The organism is Bradyrhizobium sp. 613_E4_N2_2 (genome assembly GCF_052075995.1).
Lineage (GTDB): Bacteria > Pseudomonadota > Alphaproteobacteria > Rhizobiales > Xanthobacteraceae > Bradyrhizobium > Bradyrhizobium barranii.
Window position 1 is genome coordinate 253,415 of sequence record NZ_CP197234.1, and the last position, 16,799, is coordinate 270,213.

General features: G+C 64.2%; 12 protein-coding genes. 8 read left to right on the top strand and 4 right to left on the bottom strand.

The annotated features are described in order from the left end of the window. Positions 1 to 367 precede the first annotated feature (367 nt). The 7 genes from hemJ to AB7290_RS01190 all read left to right on the top strand — a co-directional run bounded on the left by hemJ (position 368) and on the right by AB7290_RS01190 (position 9,300). Positions 368 to 802 (top strand): protoporphyrinogen oxidase HemJ, encoded by a 435-nt coding sequence (gene hemJ, locus AB7290_RS01160; protein WP_028150172.1) that lies wholly within the window; start codon positions 368 to 370, stop codon positions 800 to 802. Positions 803 to 1,049: 247 nt separating this feature from the next. Continuing rightward, positions 1,050 to 2,315, top strand: coding sequence for a transcription termination factor Rho (gene rho / locus AB7290_RS01165; protein ID WP_045004625.1), 1,266 nt, complete (start codon positions 1,050 to 1,052; stop codon positions 2,313 to 2,315). Between the two features lie 317 nt (positions 2,316 to 2,632). Then, positions 2,633 to 3,991 carry a tRNA uridine-5-carboxymethylaminomethyl(34) synthesis GTPase MnmE gene (gene mnmE / locus AB7290_RS01170; RefSeq protein WP_085403091.1) on the top strand — a complete coding sequence of 453 codons (1,359 nt, stop codon included), beginning with the start codon at positions 2,633 to 2,635 and terminating at the stop codon, positions 3,989 to 3,991. 738 nt (positions 3,992 to 4,729) lie between these two features. Beyond that, positions 4,730 to 6,610, top strand: a complete 1,881-nt coding sequence (mnmG, locus tag AB7290_RS01175) for a tRNA uridine-5-carboxymethylaminomethyl(34) synthesis enzyme MnmG (RefSeq protein ID WP_085403087.1) — start codon at positions 4,730 to 4,732, stop codon at positions 6,608 to 6,610. Positions 6,611 to 6,619: 9 nt separating this feature from the next. Next, a complete protein-coding gene (gene rsmG, locus AB7290_RS01180; protein ID WP_085403085.1) occupies positions 6,620 to 7,390 on the top strand; it encodes a 16S rRNA (guanine(527)-N(7))-methyltransferase RsmG in 771 nt (256 codons plus the stop codon). Between the two features lie 30 nt (positions 7,391 to 7,420). Next, on the top strand, positions 7,421 to 8,275 hold the full coding sequence (locus AB7290_RS01185; RefSeq protein ID WP_071908759.1) for a ParA family protein: 855 nt from the start codon (positions 7,421 to 7,423) through the stop codon (positions 8,273 to 8,275). Between the two features lie 137 nt (positions 8,276 to 8,412). Continuing rightward, a complete protein-coding gene (locus AB7290_RS01190; protein WP_085403084.1) occupies positions 8,413 to 9,300 on the top strand; it encodes a ParB/RepB/Spo0J family partition protein in 888 nt (295 codons plus the stop codon). A gap of 235 nt (positions 9,301 to 9,535) precedes the next feature. Here the strand turns inward: AB7290_RS01190 and holA are convergent, their stop codons facing one another. From holA to leuS, 3 genes are all read right to left on the bottom strand, one after another. Then, positions 9,536 to 10,564 (bottom strand): DNA polymerase III subunit delta, encoded by a 1,029-nt coding sequence (holA, locus tag AB7290_RS01195; protein WP_071908756.1) that lies wholly within the window; start codon positions 10,562 to 10,564, stop codon positions 9,536 to 9,538. A 130-nt stretch (positions 10,565 to 10,694) separates the two neighbouring features. Continuing rightward, entirely contained in the window at positions 10,695 to 11,246 is a 552-nt protein-coding gene (gene lptE, locus AB7290_RS01200; protein WP_028150179.1) for an LPS assembly lipoprotein LptE, read from the bottom strand. After that, the gene (gene leuS, locus AB7290_RS01205; protein WP_085403082.1) at positions 11,233 to 13,857 is read right to left on the bottom strand and encodes a leucine--tRNA ligase; all 2,625 of its coding nucleotides are present in this window, start codon (positions 13,855 to 13,857) and stop codon (positions 11,233 to 11,235) included. Before leuS ends, lptE begins: the two co-directional genes overlap by 14 nt. Positions 13,858 to 14,048: 191 nt before the next feature. Between leuS and AB7290_RS01210 the strand changes: the two genes are divergently transcribed. Further along, complete coding sequence (locus AB7290_RS01210; RefSeq protein ID WP_201266218.1) at positions 14,049 to 15,095, top strand: GGDEF domain-containing protein; 1,047 nt, start codon at positions 14,049 to 14,051, stop codon at positions 15,093 to 15,095. Here the strand turns inward: AB7290_RS01210 and AB7290_RS01215 are convergent. Then, positions 15,092 to 16,795, bottom strand: coding sequence for a diguanylate cyclase domain-containing protein (locus AB7290_RS01215; protein WP_085403080.1), 1,704 nt, complete (start codon positions 16,793 to 16,795; stop codon positions 15,092 to 15,094). The two genes, AB7290_RS01210 and AB7290_RS01215, sit on opposite strands and share 4 nt — an antisense overlap. Positions 16,796 to 16,799: the final 4 nt, after the last annotated feature.

Consider the following 16,799-nt stretch of genomic DNA (forward strand, 5'->3'; position numbering starts at 1 on the left):
TGCCAATTTTCTTCACACCACTGCCCATCGGAATAAGTCCGGCGACCTGTTGAGAGGAAAACGGGATTGCGCGGACAACCCCCTTGATAAGCTGCCGACAGAAACGCGCAAGCCTTTGAAGCTGGCCGACTTATCGAAGGCCGCCGGAAGCATCAGGGATATGTTGATGGATGTGAACAAGCGCACGTGAACGTGCGGACGGAATTGTGTGAGTCCTATTCACGGTCACATAGACTCAAACCTTAAGAATCTAAGATTCTAGATTAGAGGAAGGCGCTACGGACGGATAAGTGTGTAGGGTGAGACCTTAACGAGTTCTTACTATCCCCAGCGTTCCCTGCGCTGGACAGAAAGCCGGGCGCAGAAAATGTTCGAAGACGTCTATCTCTGGATCAAGGCGCTGCACGTGATCGCCGTCATCTCCTGGATGGCGGGCATGCTCTACCTGCCGCGGCTGTTCGTTTATCACTCCGAGGCCGAGATCGGATCGAAGCAGTCGGAAACCTTCAAAGTGATGGAACGCCGGCTGCTCAAGGCGATCATCAACCCCGCCATGATCGTCACATGGCTTGCCGGGCTCTATCTCGCCTGGTCCGGCCACTGGTTCTCTTTCGGCTGGCTGCACGTAAAACTGGCACTGGTCCTGGCGATGTCTGGGGTCCACGGCTTTTTTTCACGCTGGTGCAAGGATTTCGCCGCCGATCGGCGTCCGCGTAGCCAGAAATTCTATCGAATTATCAATGAGGTGCCGACTGCTCTGATGATTTTGATCGTCATCATGGTGATCGTGAAGCCGTTCTAGGCAAGGCTTGCGATGAATCGCTCAGCGCTTCGGCTTGCGGAGTGGAAAGCGATTTTCTATATTGGCGATATCCCACCCAACGCAGGCGGATGTGGTTTTGTCTGAGCTTTCCAGAGGCCGGACACCGCATCAGGTTTGAAGCCTCACCGGCGCTCTCCTTGCCAGACCTGCGGACCTTACCTTCTCGCGTCCGCATTTCAGAGCCTCCTCGCACCCCCTCCCAAGGTTACCCCACAGGACCACCCCAATGCGGGAAATTAAACTCCAGGACCTCAAGTCGAAGACGCCGGCCGAGCTTGTCTCGTTCGCGGAAGAGAATGGGGTCGAGAATGCCAGCACCATGCGCAAGCAGGAGCTGCTGTTCGCCATCCTCAAGCAGCTCGCGATTGCTGAAACCGACATCGTTGGCGAGGGCGTCGTCGAGGTGCTCTCCGACGGCTTCGGATTCCTCCGCTCGCCGGACGCCAATTATCTGCCGGGACCGGACGACATCTACGTTTCGCCCTCGCAGATCCGCCGCTTCGGTCTGCGCACCGGCGACACCATCGAAGGCCACATTCGCAGCCCGAAAGAGGGCGAGCGCTATTTCGCGCTGCTGAAGGTCAACACACTCAATTTCGAGGACCCGGAAAAGGCCAAGCACAAGGTCAATTTCGACAACCTCACGCCGCTGTTTCCGAATCAGCGCTTCCGCATGGAAATCGACGATCCGACGCGGAAAGACCTTTCTGCAAGGGTGATCGACATCGTCGCGCCGATCGGCAAGGGCCAGCGCGCGCTGATCGTCGCGCCGCCGCGCACGGGTAAAACCGTGCTGATGCAGAACATCGCGCATTCGATCGCGCACAATCACCCCGAATGCTATCTGATCGTGCTGCTGATCGACGAACGTCCGGAAGAAGTCACGGACATGCAGCGCTCGGTGAAGGGCGAGGTCGTTTCGTCGACCTTCGACGAGCCGGCGGTTCGTCACGTCCAGGTCGCCGAGATGGTGATCGAAAAAGCAAAACGTCTGGTCGAGCATGGCCGCGACGTCGTCATCCTGCTCGATTCGATCACGCGCCTGGGCCGCGCCTACAACACCGTGGTGCCGTCATCCGGCAAGGTCTTGACCGGTGGTGTCGACGCCAACGCGCTCCAGCGCCCGAAGCGCTTCTTTGGTGCCGCCCGCAATATCGAGGAGGGCGGCTCGCTGACGATCATTGCAACCGCGCTGGTCGATACTGGCAGCCGCATGGACGAAGTCATCTTCGAAGAGTTCAAGGGCACCGGTAACTCCGAACTGATCCTGGACCGCAAGGTCTCGGACAAGCGCACCTTCCCGGCGATCGACATCTCGCGCTCCGGCACCCGCAAGGAGGAGCTCATCACCGATCCGCAGGTGCTCAAGAAAATGTACGTGCTCCGCCGCATCCTGAACCCGATGGGCACCATGGATGGGATCGACTTCCTGCTCGACAAGCTGCGCTCGACCAAGAGCAATTCAGAGTTCTTCGACTCGATGAACACCTGAGTGCGATGCAGCATGAGATCAGAGGGCGCCTTCGGGCGCCCTTTTTCTTTTGTGCGGCTTTGCTGCGGAAGAAATGCAGCATGGCGATGGGACGAAAGGAAAATCCGGCTGTTCCGGAAGTTGTTGATATCTTTACGTAATGCTTGACGCTGGCTGACCATTTGGTGCTTGGGCGAGGCTGCCTCTGCAGCAAAATGCTGCGCCTTATGTTGCATCGCAATAGAACCGTTGCTGCGGGCCAGAGCGCAGCAAAAGGGGGCGTCAGCATCGCGAGAACGGGCCGTTTGCCTTTTCCCCGCCAGCCGGACAAATAGGCCATGCATCCGCGAGACCAGACCATCTTTGCGCTGTCGTCCGGCCGTGCGCCGAGCGCGATCGCCGTGGTGCGGGTCTCCGGATCGCAAGCGGGGCTCGCGCTCACGACGCTGGCGGGGAGGCAGCCGGCGCCGAGACAGGCCAGCCGCCGGCTGCTCCGCGATGGCGCGGGCCAGGCGATCGACGACGCGGTCGTGCTCTGGTTTCCCGGGCCGGCCAGCGCGACCGGCGAGGACGTCGCCGAATTTCACGTCCATGGCGGCCGCGCGGTGCTCGCGGCACTCCTCTCCGCGATTTCTTTTATTCCGAATACGCGCGCGGCCGAGCCCGGCGAATTCACGCGGCGCGCCTTCGAGAACGGCAAGCTCGATCTCACCGAAGCCGAAGGTCTCGACGATCTCATCCATGCCGATACCGATCGTCAGCGCCGCCAGGCACTGCGCCAGTTGCAGGGCCTGCTCGGCGATCGCGCGCGCGACTGGCGCGAGCGCATCATCGAGGCGTCGGCGCTGATCGAGGCGGGCATCGATTTTTCCGACGAGGGCGATGTGCCGGCCGAGCTGAGGGCGCCGGCGATGAAAGCGATCAAAGCGCTGCATGACGAAATCACAAAAGTGATTGCAGCACAGGGACATTCTGAACGCCTGCGCGACGGCCTGGTGGTCGCGATCGCCGGCGAGCCGAATGTCGGAAAGTCGACGCTGATCAATCAGCTCGCGCGCCGCGAGGTCGCGATTGTCTCGCCCTATGCCGGCACCACCCGCGACGTAATCGAGGTGCAGCTCGATCTCGACGGCTATCCGGTCACGGTGATCGACACGGCTGGCATCCGGGAGACCGACGATCCCGTGGAGCAGGAAGGCGTGCGCCGAGCGCGAGCGCGAGCCGACGCCGCCGACCTCGTGCTGTGGCTGGTGGAGGATGGCCGCGCCGTCGATCCGGGCGGGATGCAATCGCTGGTGAAGTCCGGCCCCGGGCGTGATCAATCGAGCGGCTCGGTCTGGATCGTCCGCAACAAGATCGATCTGGGCGAGGCGGGGGAGGTCGGGCCGCGCGGCGAGTTCGGGATCTCGGCGAGCCGGGGGGACGGCGTTCCCGACCTGATCGACGCGCTCGTGAAATTCGCCGCCGAGTTTTTCGGGACCACCGAGGGCGCATTGGTGACCCGCGCCCGCCAGCGAGATCTGTTGCGCCGGGCATCAGACAGCTTGCGCCGGAGCCTGGAGCTTGTAGAAGACGGCGAAGAGCTTGCCGCCGAAGAGCTGCGTGCAGCGGCCTATGCCTTGGGTCGCCTGTTGGGCCGGGTCGACGTCGAGGACGTCCTCGGGGCCATCTTCCAGAAATTCTGCATCGGAAAGTAGGACTAGTTCTTCATTGTAGAACTAGCGCTTGTTCCAGTCCTTGCGTTTCACGTGAAGCGGCAATGGGATGGGTTCCGGGCCGTTTCACATGGAACAGGTGCTTGCAGTTTCGTAGCCCGGATGAAGCGAAGCGCAATCCGGGACGGCTCCGCAGCCGGAACACCTTTCCGGATTTCGCTGCGCTCCATCCGGGCTACAAGCCTGTCCCGCTCCTAGCGTTTCACGTGAAGCAGCAGCGGGATGGGTTCCGGTCCGTTTCACGCGGAGCGCGTGCTTGCAGGCTCCGGCCTGTTTCACGTGAAACAGCGGGGCGAGTGGCCCGCCTCGGTCTCAGTCTTCGTGCGCACGGTCTGATCGCCTGAAGGGCAGTGAAGGTCGTGGCCGGTGGCCGTCCCCCAAGCTCGTCATTGCGAGGAGCCCTTGCGGCGAAGCAATCCAGACGGCCTCCACGGAGGGATTCTGGATTGCTTCGCTCCGCTCGCAATGACGGAGTAGGCCGATCGCTTGTGCCCTCTCTTCCCCCGTCCAGAGCCGTGCGAGATCTCGCCAGGAGTTCTCGCCCGGTTAGACCCATCCTGTTTCACGTGAAACAGCAGTCCGCTCAGTTCCGGTTCTACTGTGCATGGGGTTGTTTTCGCGAAAATGCGCATCGCCTCCTGCCGCCCCGTTTCACGTGAAACAACCGCCTCACCCAGTTTCTACTTCCGGCTTCTCCACCTCTGAGATAGAAGTCGGCCCATGCGAACAGAGCGAGAGAGTTTCGACGTCATCGTCATTGGCGGCGGCCACGCCGGCTGTGAAGCCGCGGCTGCTTCCGCCAGGATGGGTGCGACGACCGCTCTGGTGACGCACCGTTTCTCCACGGTCGGCGCGATGTCCTGCAATCCCGCCATTGGTGGTCTCGGCAAGGGCCATCTGGTCCGCGAGGTCGATGCGCTCGATGGCCTGATGGGCCGGGTCGGCGATGCCGGCGGCATCCAGTTCCGCGTCCTCAATCGCCGCAAGGGACCGGCTGTCCGGGGCCCCCGGGCTCAGGCCGACCGGAAGCTCTATGCTGCAGCCATGCAGGCCGCGATCCGGGACACCGAAGGTCTTTCCGTCATCGAGGGCGAGGCGGACGAGTTGATCGTGGTCGAGGGCCGGGTCACCGGACTACGCCTGGCGGACGGCCGCGAGCTTCGGGCAGGGGCCGTCGTCGTCACCACCGGCACCTTCCTCCGCGGTCTGATCCATCTCGGCGAGAAGAACTGGCCCGCCGGACGGGTCGGCGAAGCCCCGGCGATGGGTCTTTCGAGCTCCTTTGAGCGGGCAGGCTTCACCCTTGGACGGCTCAAGACCGGCACTCCGCCGCGTCTGGATGGCACCACGATCGACTGGTCAGGGGTCGAGATGCAGCCCGGTGACGAGCCTCCTGAGCCGTTCTCGGTGATGACGGAGCGGATCACGACCCCGCAGATCCAGTGCGGGATCACCCGGACGACCTCCGCGACCCATGAGGTGATCCGCGCGAACGTCCATCGCTCGCCGATGTACTCCGGCCAGATCAAGAGCTCCGGACCGCGCTACTGTCCCTCGATCGAGGACAAGATCGTCCGCTTTGGCGACCGCGACGGCCATCAGGTCTTCCTGGAGCCCGAGGGGCTCGACGATAGCACCGTCTATCCCAACGGCATCTCGACCTCGCTGCCCGAGGAGGTCCAGCTCGCGATCCTCGCCAGCATTCCTGGCCTGGAGCAAGTGAAGATGGTCCGTCCGGGCTACGCCATCGAATACGACCACATCGATCCCCGCGAGCTCGATCCGACCCTCCAGACTAAGCGTCTGCGTGGTCTCTTCCTGGCTGGGCAAATCAACGGCACCACCGGATACGAAGAAGCTGCCGGGCAGGGTATCGTGGCCGGCCTGAACGCGGCTTTGGCCGCGAGCGGCGCCGCGCTAACCGTGTTCGACCGTGCGGATGGCTATCTTGGCGTGATGATCGACGACCTCGTCACCCGCGGGATCAGCGAACCCTATCGGATGTTCACCTCGCGCGCCGAGTACCGGCTGACCCTGCGCGCCGACAATGCCGATCAGCGCCTCACCGAGAAGGGGATTGCGCTCGGATGCGTCGGGAGCGCCCGGACGCAGCATCACCGCGCCAAGATGGACGCCCTGAATGCGGCCAGGGCGCTGTCGAAGTCCCTGACCATCACCCCGAACGAGGCGATCAAGCACGGCCTGTCCCTGAACCGGGACGGCCAGCGTCGTTCGGCGTTCGAGTTGATGGCCTATCCGGACATCGGCTGGAGCCAGGTCCGGACCATCTGGCCGGAGCTGTCGGCGATCGACCCGGTCATTGCCACCCATCTGGAGATCGACGCGAAGTACGACGTCTATCTCGAGCGCCAGAGCGCCGACGTCGAAGCTTTCAGGCGAGACGAGGGGATGGTGCTGTCGGACGTCGATTACCAGCAGGTCCCCGGTCTTTCCAATGAAGTGCGGGCCAAGCTTGAGAAGGCGCGGCCGTTCACCGTCGGCCAGGCTGGCCGGATCGATGGAATGACGCCGGCGGCGCTCGGCATCCTCGCGGCCTACCTCCGGCGCGAGGCACGGAAGACCTCAAAGGCGATCGCATAGGCGTTTCACGTGAAACAGCGCGGGCCGGGCGGCAGATCGTCATCAGGGAGACCAGCGGCAGGTGAGGGCGCGAGCCGTCGATCCGAGCCGACGCCGATCAAACCGAAGATCGACAAGGCCAGCGCCAACGATCGGTCGCTGGACTCCATCATCGCCGCGGACAAGCTCGCGGCCCTCAGGCTCGCCCCCGTTTCACGTGAAACCGAGGAGCGACTCGACCGCTACATCGCGCTGCTCCGGGAGTGGCAGGCCAAGACCAATCTGGTCGCGCCCTCGACCCTGCCGCAGCTCTGGACCCGGCACATCGCCGACTCGCTCCAGCTCGTCGATCTCGCCCCTTCCGCGAAACGCTGGGCCGACCTCGGCAGCGGCGGCGGCTTTCCCGGAATCGTCCTCGCCTGTGCCATGGCCGGGACGCCTGGCGCCAGCGTCCATCTCGTCGAGCGAATCGCCAAGAAGGCGGCCTTTCTGCGCGAAGCAGTTCGCGTCACCGCATCGCCGGGGCTCGTACATCTCGCGGAGATCGGGGATAATGTGGATAGAATCACCGGCCCCGTGGATTGCGTCACCGCGCGTGCGCTGGCTCCGCTACATCAACTCATCGGCTTTGCGGAGCCGCTGATGCGCCAAGGTGCAAAAGCGCTGTTTCCGAAGGGTCAAGATGTAGAGGCTGAATTGACCGAAGCCGCTAAATATTGGAATATTCAGCCGCAGCTTCACCAAAGCCGTACCGGCGACGGTTGGATCGTCGAGCTGACGTCCGTCGAGCAGCGCGGCTGACGCGTTCAGGGGTCGAGTGGGGAATTTGCGATGAGCGTGATTGACGAACCGCAGCAGCAACAGACCGGCGAAGTGCCGCAAGGCCACCCGCGCATCCTGGCGCTGGCGAATCAGAAGGGCGGCGTGGGAAAAACAACCACGGCGATCAATCTTGGCACGGCACTCGCTGCGATCGGCGAGCGCGTCCTGATCGTCGATCTCGATCCGCAGGGCAACGCCTCGACCGGCCTCGGCATCGATCGCCGCAACCGCTCCTGCTCGACCTATGACGTGCTGATCGGCGAAGCCGCTCTGCGCGAGGCGGTGGTCTCGACCGCGGTGCCGCGGCTGCACATCGCGCCCTCGACCATGGATCTCTCCGGCCTCGAGCTCGAGCTCGGCACCACGCCCGGCCGCGCGTTCAAGCTGCGTGACGCCATCGGCGCGCTCAACAACAACGTCTCGCCGGACGCCGATTACACCTATGTGCTGATCGACTGCCCGCCCTCGCTTAACCTGCTCACGGTGAATGCGATGGCGGCCTCCGATGCGATCCTGGTGCCGCTCCAGTGCGAGTTCTTCGCGCTCGAAGGTCTGTCGCAATTGCTCCAGACGGTGGAGCAGGTGCGCTCGACGCTCAATCCGAACCTGTCGATCCACGGCATCGTGCTGACCATGTTCGACTCGCGCAACAACCTCTCGAACCAGGTCGTCGCCGACGTCCGTCAGTTCATGGGCGAGAAGGTCTACAAGACCATGATCCCGCGCAACGTGCGCATCTCGGAAGCGCCGTCCTACGGCAAGCCGGTCCTGGTCTACGATCTCAAATGCGTCGGCAGCGAAGCGTATCTGCGGCTCGCCACCGAAGTGATCCAGCGCGAGCGCGAGCTGCGCACCACGCATTGACGCTGCCGTAGGGTGGGCAAAGGCGTCTTCGCCGTGCCCACCACCTTCTGCACACAACTGGTGGGCACGCTTCGCTTTGCCCACCCTACGATAATTCAGTTCTGGAGTGTTGCACCGTGAATCCAAGGGAGCTGGCGATGGCCGACGAAGCGCGTTCGCGACTGGGCCGGGGTCTTGCGAGTCTGATCGGTGATGTCGGCGGCGAGGCTCAGCATGTCGATCGTCCGCGCGCGCAGCGCAAGGTGCCGATCGAATTCATCAAGCCCAATCCGCGCAACCCGCGCCGCGCCTTTTCGGAAACGGAGCTCAAGGAGCTCTCTGATTCGATCAAGCAGCACGGCGTGATCCAACCGATCGTCGTGCGTCCGGTGAAGGGCGCGCAGGATCGCTTCGAGATCATCGCCGGCGAACGGCGCTGGCGCGCATCGCAGATGGCCGGCCTGCACGAAGTGCCGATCGTGCCGGTCGACATCAGCGACAGCGATGCGCTGGAGTTCGCGATCGTCGAGAACGTGCAGCGCGAAGACCTCAACCCGATGGAAGAGGCGCTCGGCTATCACGCGCTCGCAAACGAGTTCAAACGCAGCCAGGACGACATCGCAAAGGTCGTCGGCAAGAGCCGCAGCCACATCGCCAACATGATGCGGCTGACGAAACTGCCGGCCGAAGTGCAGGCCTTGATCACGAGCGGCGAGCTGACCGCCGGCCACGCCCGCGCGCTGATCGGCGTGCCCGATCCGCTCGCATCAGCCAGGCGCATCGTCGCGGAAGGCCTCAACGTCCGCCAGGCCGAAGCCCTCGCGCACGAAGAGGGTGTGCCGGAGCGCAAGCCGCAGAAGGCGCGCAGCACCGGGGGCAAGGAAAAAGACCCCGACACGATCGATCTCGAAAAGCGCGTCAGCGATGCGCTTGGCCTCAAGGTCACGGTCAATCACCGCGACCCCGGCGGCTCCGTCCAGATCAACTATCGTAACCTCGATCAGCTCGACGAGGTGATGAGGCGGCTCGCGAAGGGCGCGCTGTAGACGTCATTCACAGTCTGTCTCCCTCACCCTGAGGAGCCGCGAAGCGGCGTCTCGAAGGGCGCGGGCGCGGGCCTTCTCAGGACGAGGAGTCGGCGCTTCGTTCCGTCATTGCGGGCGCATCTGTTTCCACATCGTCATTGCGAGCGAAGCGAAGCAATCCAGAATCTTTCCGCGGAGGGACTCTGGATTGCTTCGTCGCTTGCGCTCCTCGCAATGACGTCGAGAGAGCGGTGCCTCAGCCCCGGCGCTTCGCGTTTGCGGCGATGGCCATCAGCGTGCGCTGGGCGATGGCGGCGGCGAGAGTGGATTGCTTGCGGGTGTCGAGCGCGGCGGTCGCGAGCTGCTCGATGATTGCGGCGAGCCGCGCCACGCTGAAATTGCGCAGCGCCGTTTCCACCGCGGGCTTTCGCGAAAAATGCAGGCGCGGATAGCCGCCCTCGAGCACCGCGGAGGCAGGCTGGCCGTCGGCGATCGCGAGCGCAGATTTGTGCAGCCACGCGGCCTGGCGCTGCGCGGCGGAGATGATCACGCCGGGATAGGTGCCGGCGATCATGGCCTTTGCAAATTCCGTCTCGACGATGTCGGGCCGGCCGGCGAAGGCACCGTCGACGATGGGGTCGAGTTTCAGCTCGGACGCATCGGCAACGACGGACATCACGTCGTCCAGCGTGATCTCGCCTTTGCCATGCGCATAGAGCGTCAGCTTGCGCAGCTCATTGCGCGAGGCCTGGCGGTCGCCGCCGAGGAATGACATCAGCGCCGCGCGGGCATCCTGCGCGATGCGCAGATTGGCGATGCGGAGCTCGTCGTCCATCAGCTTGGCAAGGTCGCGCTCGGTGTCGGGATAGCAGCCGATCGCCACGGCCGTCTTGGCGCGCTCGCAGGCTTTGCGCAGTGGCGATTCCGGGCGCAGCTCGCCGGCTTCGATCACGATACGGCAATCCTTCACGCCCATCTCCGCCAGCGTATCGATACCGCTGGCAAAGCTGCGCGAGCCGGCGCGGACGCGGATGGCGCGGCGGCCGCCGAACAACGGCACCGTCATGGCTTCATCGACGAGCCGCGACGGCTCGGCGGAGAGTTCGTCGCCGTCGAGCTTGACGAGCGAGAAGGGATCGTTGGGGTCGTCGACGGCCGAGGCAATCAGCGCATCGGCGCGCTCGCGCACGAGGCCCGCATCGGGACCGTAGAGCAGGATGATCGGTCGGCCCCCGTCAGGACGGGCGAGGAAGGCGTCGATCTCTTTTCCGCGCAGCGCGACCATTGGGCCCAACTGTCATTCCAGGGCGCACGAAGCGCGAACTACGGCGCGCAATTGCGCACCTGAGAATCTCGATCAATAATCTCTGGATTCCGGATCCGCCCTGCGGGCGCTCCGGAATGACGGGGATGACTTAAGTGCCGGCGATGAAGAACGAGGCGAGGCGAGTGTTGATGTTCTCGGCGATCTCGTTGGCGGCACGATCCTCGGCATCGCGAAGGGCCCGGTTGCGGGCAAAGCGCTGGTAGGAGCCGGGCATGTCATAGGACACGCGCGCGAACGTCGTGCCGGTCATGACCGACTTGCCGCTGACGACCTCGATCAAATTGTACTGGGCGTCGATGCCGTAGTTTTCACTGTTCGGCAGGCCGGTATTGGGATCGACGATCAGCGACGTTTTGCTGCTCGCGAAGCGAATCTCCAGGCGATGGGTCGGCGGCATGCCCGTGGCCGTGCCGTAGAGCTTGAAGGCCAGGGCGTTGCGGACCTCGACGCCGACACGGGCCTCGCGGGAGGCATTGGCCTTGTTGATCGGCGGAAGGTCGACCCCCATCAGCTTCTCGCGCAGGCCGGGGGTGCCGTCACCACGCTCGGCATACATCGGCTGGAAGCAGCCAGCCGTCAGCGCCGCCAATGCGGCGACCGCCAGCAAGCGGGCAGCGATCCGGATCCTAGCCGACAACATTCACGATCCTCTTGGGGACGATGATCACCTTGCGGACGGGCTTGCCGTCCAGGGCCAGTTTTACCGCATCGAGGGCCAAAACGGCAGCCTCGATTTCCGGATTCTGGGCCACTGTTGCAACTGTGACCTCACCCCGCTTCTTGCCATTGACCTGGACCACCAGGGTCACGGCGTCTTCAACCAGCAAATCGCGTTCGATTTGGGGCCAATCGGCCTCGGAAACCAGCCCGCTATGGCCCAGAACCTGCCAACACTCCTCGGCCAGATGCGGCATCATCGGGGAGAACAGCTGAACCAGGATCTGGCTGGCCTCCCGGACCGCCCAGGCGAGGTCAGCTGTGGGCTGGCCGGGGCGCTGGAGCACCTCCGAAAACGCATTGGCGAATTCGCGGATATGGGCGAGGCAGACATTGAAGTGCAGCCGCTCGATGCCGGTGGTGACCTTGTCCAGCGCACCATGGGCGGCCTTGCGCAAGGCGGTCGCATCCGGGCCGAACGAGCCCGGACGATCTGCCGGCGCGGCCTGGCCGAGCTCCACTGCATCGTTCACCAGCCGCCACAGCCGCTGCACGAAGCGCGAGGCACCCTGGACGCGCTCGTCGCTCCAGATCACGTCGCGGTCGGGCGGGGAGTCCGACAGCATGAACCAGCGGGCGACGTCGGCACCGTAGGTCTCGATGATGTCGTCGGGGTCGACCGTGTTCTTCTTCGACTTCGACATCTTCTCGATCGGACCGATCTGGATGTCTTCGCCTGACGTCAGCAGCGTCGCGCGCCGGCCGTTGCCGCCGACCTCGATCTTCACCTCGGCCGGCTGCACATAGGTGCCGTCGGCCTTCTGGTAGGTCTCGTGCACCACCATGCCCTGCGTGAACATGCCGGCGAACGGCTCGTCCAGCGCAATGTGCCCGGTCGCCTTCATCGCGCGGGTGAAGAAGCGGCTGTAGAGCAGATGCAGGATCGCGTGCTCGACGCCGCCGATATACTGGTCGACCGGCAGCATCCGGTTGGCGACGGCTGGCGTCGTCGGTGCGTTCTCGTTCCAGGGATCGGTGAAGCGCGCAAAATACCAGGACGAATCCACGAAGGTGTCCATGGTGTCGGTTTCGCGCTGGGCCTTGCCGCCGCATTTGGGGCAGGTGACGTGCTTCCAGGTCGGGTGATGATCGAGCGCGTTGCCCGGTCTGTCAAAGGTCGCGTCATCAGGCAGCGTCACCGGCAGGTCGGCGTCCGGCACCGGCACCACATCGCACTTTGGACAATGGATGACCGGAATCGGGCAGCCCCAATAACGCTGCCGTGAAATACCCCAGTCGCGCAGGCGGAAATTGATCTGACGCTCGCCAACCGGCGCGTTGCCGCGCAGTTCGCCTTCCAGCCGCTTTGCGACCTCGTCCTTGGCCTGCTCGATGGTCATGCCGTCGAGGAAGCGAGAATTGATCATGCGGCCGTCACCGTCATAGGCGGTATCGGTGATGACGAACGTCTTCGGATCCTGGCCCTCGGGGCACACCACCGGAATGTTGCCGAGATTGTACTTGTTGACGAAGTCGAGGTCGCGCTGGTCGTGCGCGGGGCAGCCGAAGATCGCGCCGGTGCCGTATTCCATCAGCACGAAGTTCGCGACATAGACCGGCAGCTTCCAGCTCGGATCGAACGGGTGCACCGCGCGGATCCCGGTGTCAAAACCCTGCTTTTCCGCGGTGTCGATGATCTCTTGCGCGGTGCCGATCTTCTTGATGTCGGCGATGAACTGGGCAAGCTTCGGGTTCTTCGCGGCGGCTGCCTGCGCCAGCGGATGATCCGACGAGATCGCCATGAATTTGGCGCCGAACAGGGTGTCCGGGCGTGTCGTAAAGATCTTCAGCTCGCTCTCGCCGGCGGGCGTCGTCGCCTGATCCAGTGCGAAGCGGACCAGCAGGCCCTCGGAGCGGCCGATCCAGTTGCGCTGCATCAGCCGCACCTTGTCGGGCCAGCGGTCGAGCCCATCCAGCGCGGACAGCAGTTCCTGCGAGTACTTCGTGATCTTGAAGACCCACTGGCTCATTTCCCGTTGTTCGACAACGGCACCCGAGCGCCAGCCGCGGCCATCGATCACCTGCTCGTTGGCGAGCACGGTCATGTCGACCGGATCCCAGTTGAGCTTGCGCTTCTCGCGCTCGGCGAGGCCGGCGGCGAGCATGTCCAAAAACATCTTCTGCTGATGCTTGTAGTAGCTGGGGTCGCAGGTCGCGAATTCGCGCGACCAGTCCAGCGACAGCCCGATCGAGCGGAGCTGTTTCTTCATCGCGGCGATGTTGTCGTAGGTCCAGGCCTTCGGCGCGACCTTGCGCTCGATGGCGGCGTTCTCGGCCGGCAGGCCGAAGGCGTCCCAGCCCATCGGGTGCAGCACGTTGAACCCCTTGGCGCGCATGAAGCGGGCCAGCACGTCGCCGAGCGTGTAGTTGCGGACATGGCCGATATGGATGCGCCCGGACGGGTAGGGGAACATCTCCAGCACGTAGTATTTCGGCCGCGAGTCGTCGTTCTTGGAGACGAAGATCGCCTGCTGGTCCCAGGCGGCTTGCCAGCGCGGTTCGGCGTCGCGGGCGTTGTAGCGTTCGGAGGTCATGGAATCGTTGGGTTTTCGTGGATTCGGCCGTCTAAAGACGGCGGACTAGGCCATAGAAGTCCTTAGGGGGTCAATGGGTTGCCGCTGGCGGCGGCCCCCCGCAAGGCTGCTCCGCTAAAGTACGGACGGCCCATTGGGATCGGATTAAGGGGTCGGTGCGAGGTTGGCCGCCAACAGCACCCCGCCAGGCGATGGAATCAGGCTTCGACGATCTCGATTACGACTATGCCGCGTCCCTCGCCGGACGGGCGGTGCGGAGCATGGCCGAGCAGCGGATTCCGCCGACGCCGACCAATTTTGCCGTCTGGTTCCACTATTTCGCAGGCAGCCATGACGACCTGCGCAATGCCATCGATCTCCTGATCGACCACAACCGTCCCTTCGACGCCAGGACCAACCAGGATCTGTTCGAGACCTATGTCGCGCCCCGGGCGGGCGCCGTCGCCTCCGAGACGTCCGATCGGCTGCATGCCCTCATGGGGGCGGCGAAGGAGTTTCTGGCGACGGCCATGGCCGACAATCGTTCCCAGATGCAGGCGATCAGCGAGGTCGCCGATCAGGGCAGGGCTGGTGTCGATCCGAAGGCGCTGGTCGCCCAGCTCATGAATGAGCTGGCGCGGGCCGCCACGAGGGCGACCCGGCTGGAGGCCGGCTTTGCGGAAAAGACCCGCGAGCTCGACGTGATCCGCGACTCGCTCTCCAAGTCCGAGGAGCGCGCCCGGACCGATACGCTGACGGGGCTGGCGAACCGGCGGGCGCTCGATGAATTCCTGCGCAAGGCACAGACGACCGCGGATTGGGGCGAGCCGCTCGGCGTGCTGATGCTCGACATCGACCACTTCAAGACCTTCAACGACAATTTCGGCCATGGTGTCGGCGACCAGGTGCTGCGCCTGATTGCGAAAGTGCTGCGCGAAAAAGTTCGCGAGCAGGATCTGTCGGCCCGCTATGGCGGCGAGGAGCTGATCGCCGTGCTGCCGGATGCCGATCTCGCCACTTGCGCCGAGATCGCCGAGAGCATCAGGCGCGCGATCGCCGAATGCACGATCACGCGCCGCTCGACCGGGGAGACGCTGCCCGGCATCAGCGTGTCGATCGGCGTAGCGCAGTATCGTGCGGGCGAGACGATCACCGATCTCATCGAGCGCTGCGACCGCGCGCTCTATCTCGCCAAGGGCGGCGGCCGCAATCGCGTGGTGACGGAGGTCGAGCTCGATCGCGCCGCGGCTGCAGGCTAGGCGCTCGCCGCCAGCATCATGGCGGCCGCGCCGTTCTCGATCACCTGGATGCCGTGCTCCATGACATTGTTGCGGCCGCGGTGTTTTGCGGCGTAGAGCGCGGCGTCGGCAGCTTCGATGAGATCGCCGGGGCGCAGCGTCTCGTTCGGCTTCGTTGCGGCAACGCCGATCGAGACGGTGACGATCATGTGGGCGGAGGTGATGTGCGGCAGGCACAGCTTCAGCACCGCCGCGCGCACCTGTTCGCCGATCTCGACGGCGCGGTTCACGTCGGTGTTCGGCAGCAGCAGGCAGAACTCCTCGCCGCCATAGCGGGCCGCAAAGCCCATCGTGTCGGCGGCGATGCCGGACAACGATTCGCCGAGCCGGGTCAGGCAGGAATCGCCTTCGAGATGGCCATAGGTGTCGTTGAACAGCTTGAAGTGGTCGACGTCGATCATCAGCAGCGCAAGCTCGCTGTCATATTGCTGCGCGCGCATCCATTCGAAGTCGAGCCGGCTCTGGAAGCCGCGGCGATTGGCCAGCCCCGACAGCATGTCGATCGAGGCCATCACGGTGAGGCGGTCGTTGCTCGCGATCAGCTCGCGCTCGCGCTGGCTGAGCTGCGCGGCCATCGCGTTGAAGGCGCGGGCCAGCGGCACGAACTCGGCCGGCAGACGGTTGCGTGCGGCGCGGGCCGAGAGGTCGCCCTCGCCGAGGCGTTTGGCCATGTCGGCCAGCATCTCGATCGGCTTGATCACGAGCTTCTCGGCGGCGATCAGCGCGCCGAGCAGGACGAACAGGACGACGAACGCGAGCTGGAGATAGGCGGTGCGGATGTCGCGGCTGACCGCCGCGGACACCTTGTCCTCGTCGATGCTGGCAATCAGGCGGGCGTTAGTGCCGGCGATGCGGATATAGCTCACCGCGCGGCGGGAGCCGTCGGCGGCGAGGAAGGAGAGTGAGCCCTCGTCCTGGTCCGAACGCAGCGCCCTGTCGGCGATCGCCGACATCAGCGGCATGTTGTCGAGCGGACGGCCGATTGCGCTGTGCTGGTCAGCCGGCGCGGCGAGCACGGTGCCGGCGCTGTCGACCAGCACGGCAGTGATGCCGGCACGGCCGCCGAGATTGCTCATGACCTTCGACATCCAGTCGAGGTTCACGGTGGCGAGCACGACGGCATCCGCCACACCGCTGAAGGCCGACACCGGATAAACCGCCATGACGGTCGGCGACGGCACGGGCCGCGACAGGATGAAGTCGCTCAGCACGAAGCGGCCGGTTTCCTGCGCCTGCTGGAAGTAAGGCCGGTCGCTGAGGTCGAGGCCGACATACATGTTGTTGGTGGCGCACTGGATGCGTCCGTCCTGGCCGGCGATCAACAGCGTGCGGATCCAGGGAAGGTTCGACGGCAGGCTCGCGCGCAGCACGTCGCAGCTCTTGCTGATGCCGCCGGCGGAGGCGCGGATGAAGGCTTCAGATTTCAGGATGGTTTCGACCGACGAGATCACTTCGCGCTGCGCATCGGCGCTGTGTCTTGCAATGGTGGTGAATTCGGTCGCGGCCTGCGCGATCTGCCGCGCGCGCGTGTCCTCGAGCGAACGGATGCGCTCGAACATCAAGGGCGTCACCAGAATCACCGCGAGCAACGCAAGCCGTGCCCGGATTCCGAGAACCTGCTTGAGTTTCACTCGTTTGCGGTTGAAACTGACGTTTGCCATCTTC

Bases quoted from the DNA above. Each gene is read 5' to 3' on its own strand.
- mnmG (WP_085403087.1), top strand. From the start codon at position 4,730: ATGCGAACAGAGCGAGAGAGTTTCGACGTCATCGTCATTGGCGGCGGC.
- AB7290_RS01185 (WP_071908759.1), top strand. From the start codon at position 7,421: ATGAGCGTGATTGACGAACCGCAGCAGCAACAGACCGGCGAAGTGCCG.
- AB7290_RS01210 (WP_201266218.1), top strand. From the start codon at position 14,049: ATGGAATCAGGCTTCGACGATCTCGATTACGACTATGCCGCGTCCCTC.
- holA (WP_071908756.1), bottom strand. From the start codon at position 10,564: ATGGTCGCGCTGCGCGGAAAAGAGATCGACGCCTTCCTCGCCCGTCCT.
- AB7290_RS01190 (WP_085403084.1), top strand. From the start codon at position 8,413: ATGGCCGACGAAGCGCGTTCGCGACTGGGCCGGGGTCTTGCGAGTCTG.
- mnmE (WP_085403091.1), top strand. From the start codon at position 2,633: ATGCATCCGCGAGACCAGACCATCTTTGCGCTGTCGTCCGGCCGTGCG.
- rho (WP_045004625.1), top strand. From the start codon at position 1,050: ATGCGGGAAATTAAACTCCAGGACCTCAAGTCGAAGACGCCGGCCGAG.
- hemJ (WP_028150172.1), top strand. From the start codon at position 368: ATGTTCGAAGACGTCTATCTCTGGATCAAGGCGCTGCACGTGATCGCC.
- lptE (WP_028150179.1), bottom strand. From the start codon at position 11,246: ATGTTGTCGGCTAGGATCCGGATCGCTGCCCGCTTGCTGGCGGTCGCC.
- leuS (WP_085403082.1), bottom strand. From the start codon at position 13,857: ATGACCTCCGAACGCTACAACGCCCGCGACGCCGAACCGCGCTGGCAA.
- AB7290_RS01215 (WP_085403080.1), bottom strand. From the start codon at position 16,795: ATGGCAAACGTCAGTTTCAACCGCAAACGAGTGAAACTCAAGCAGGTT.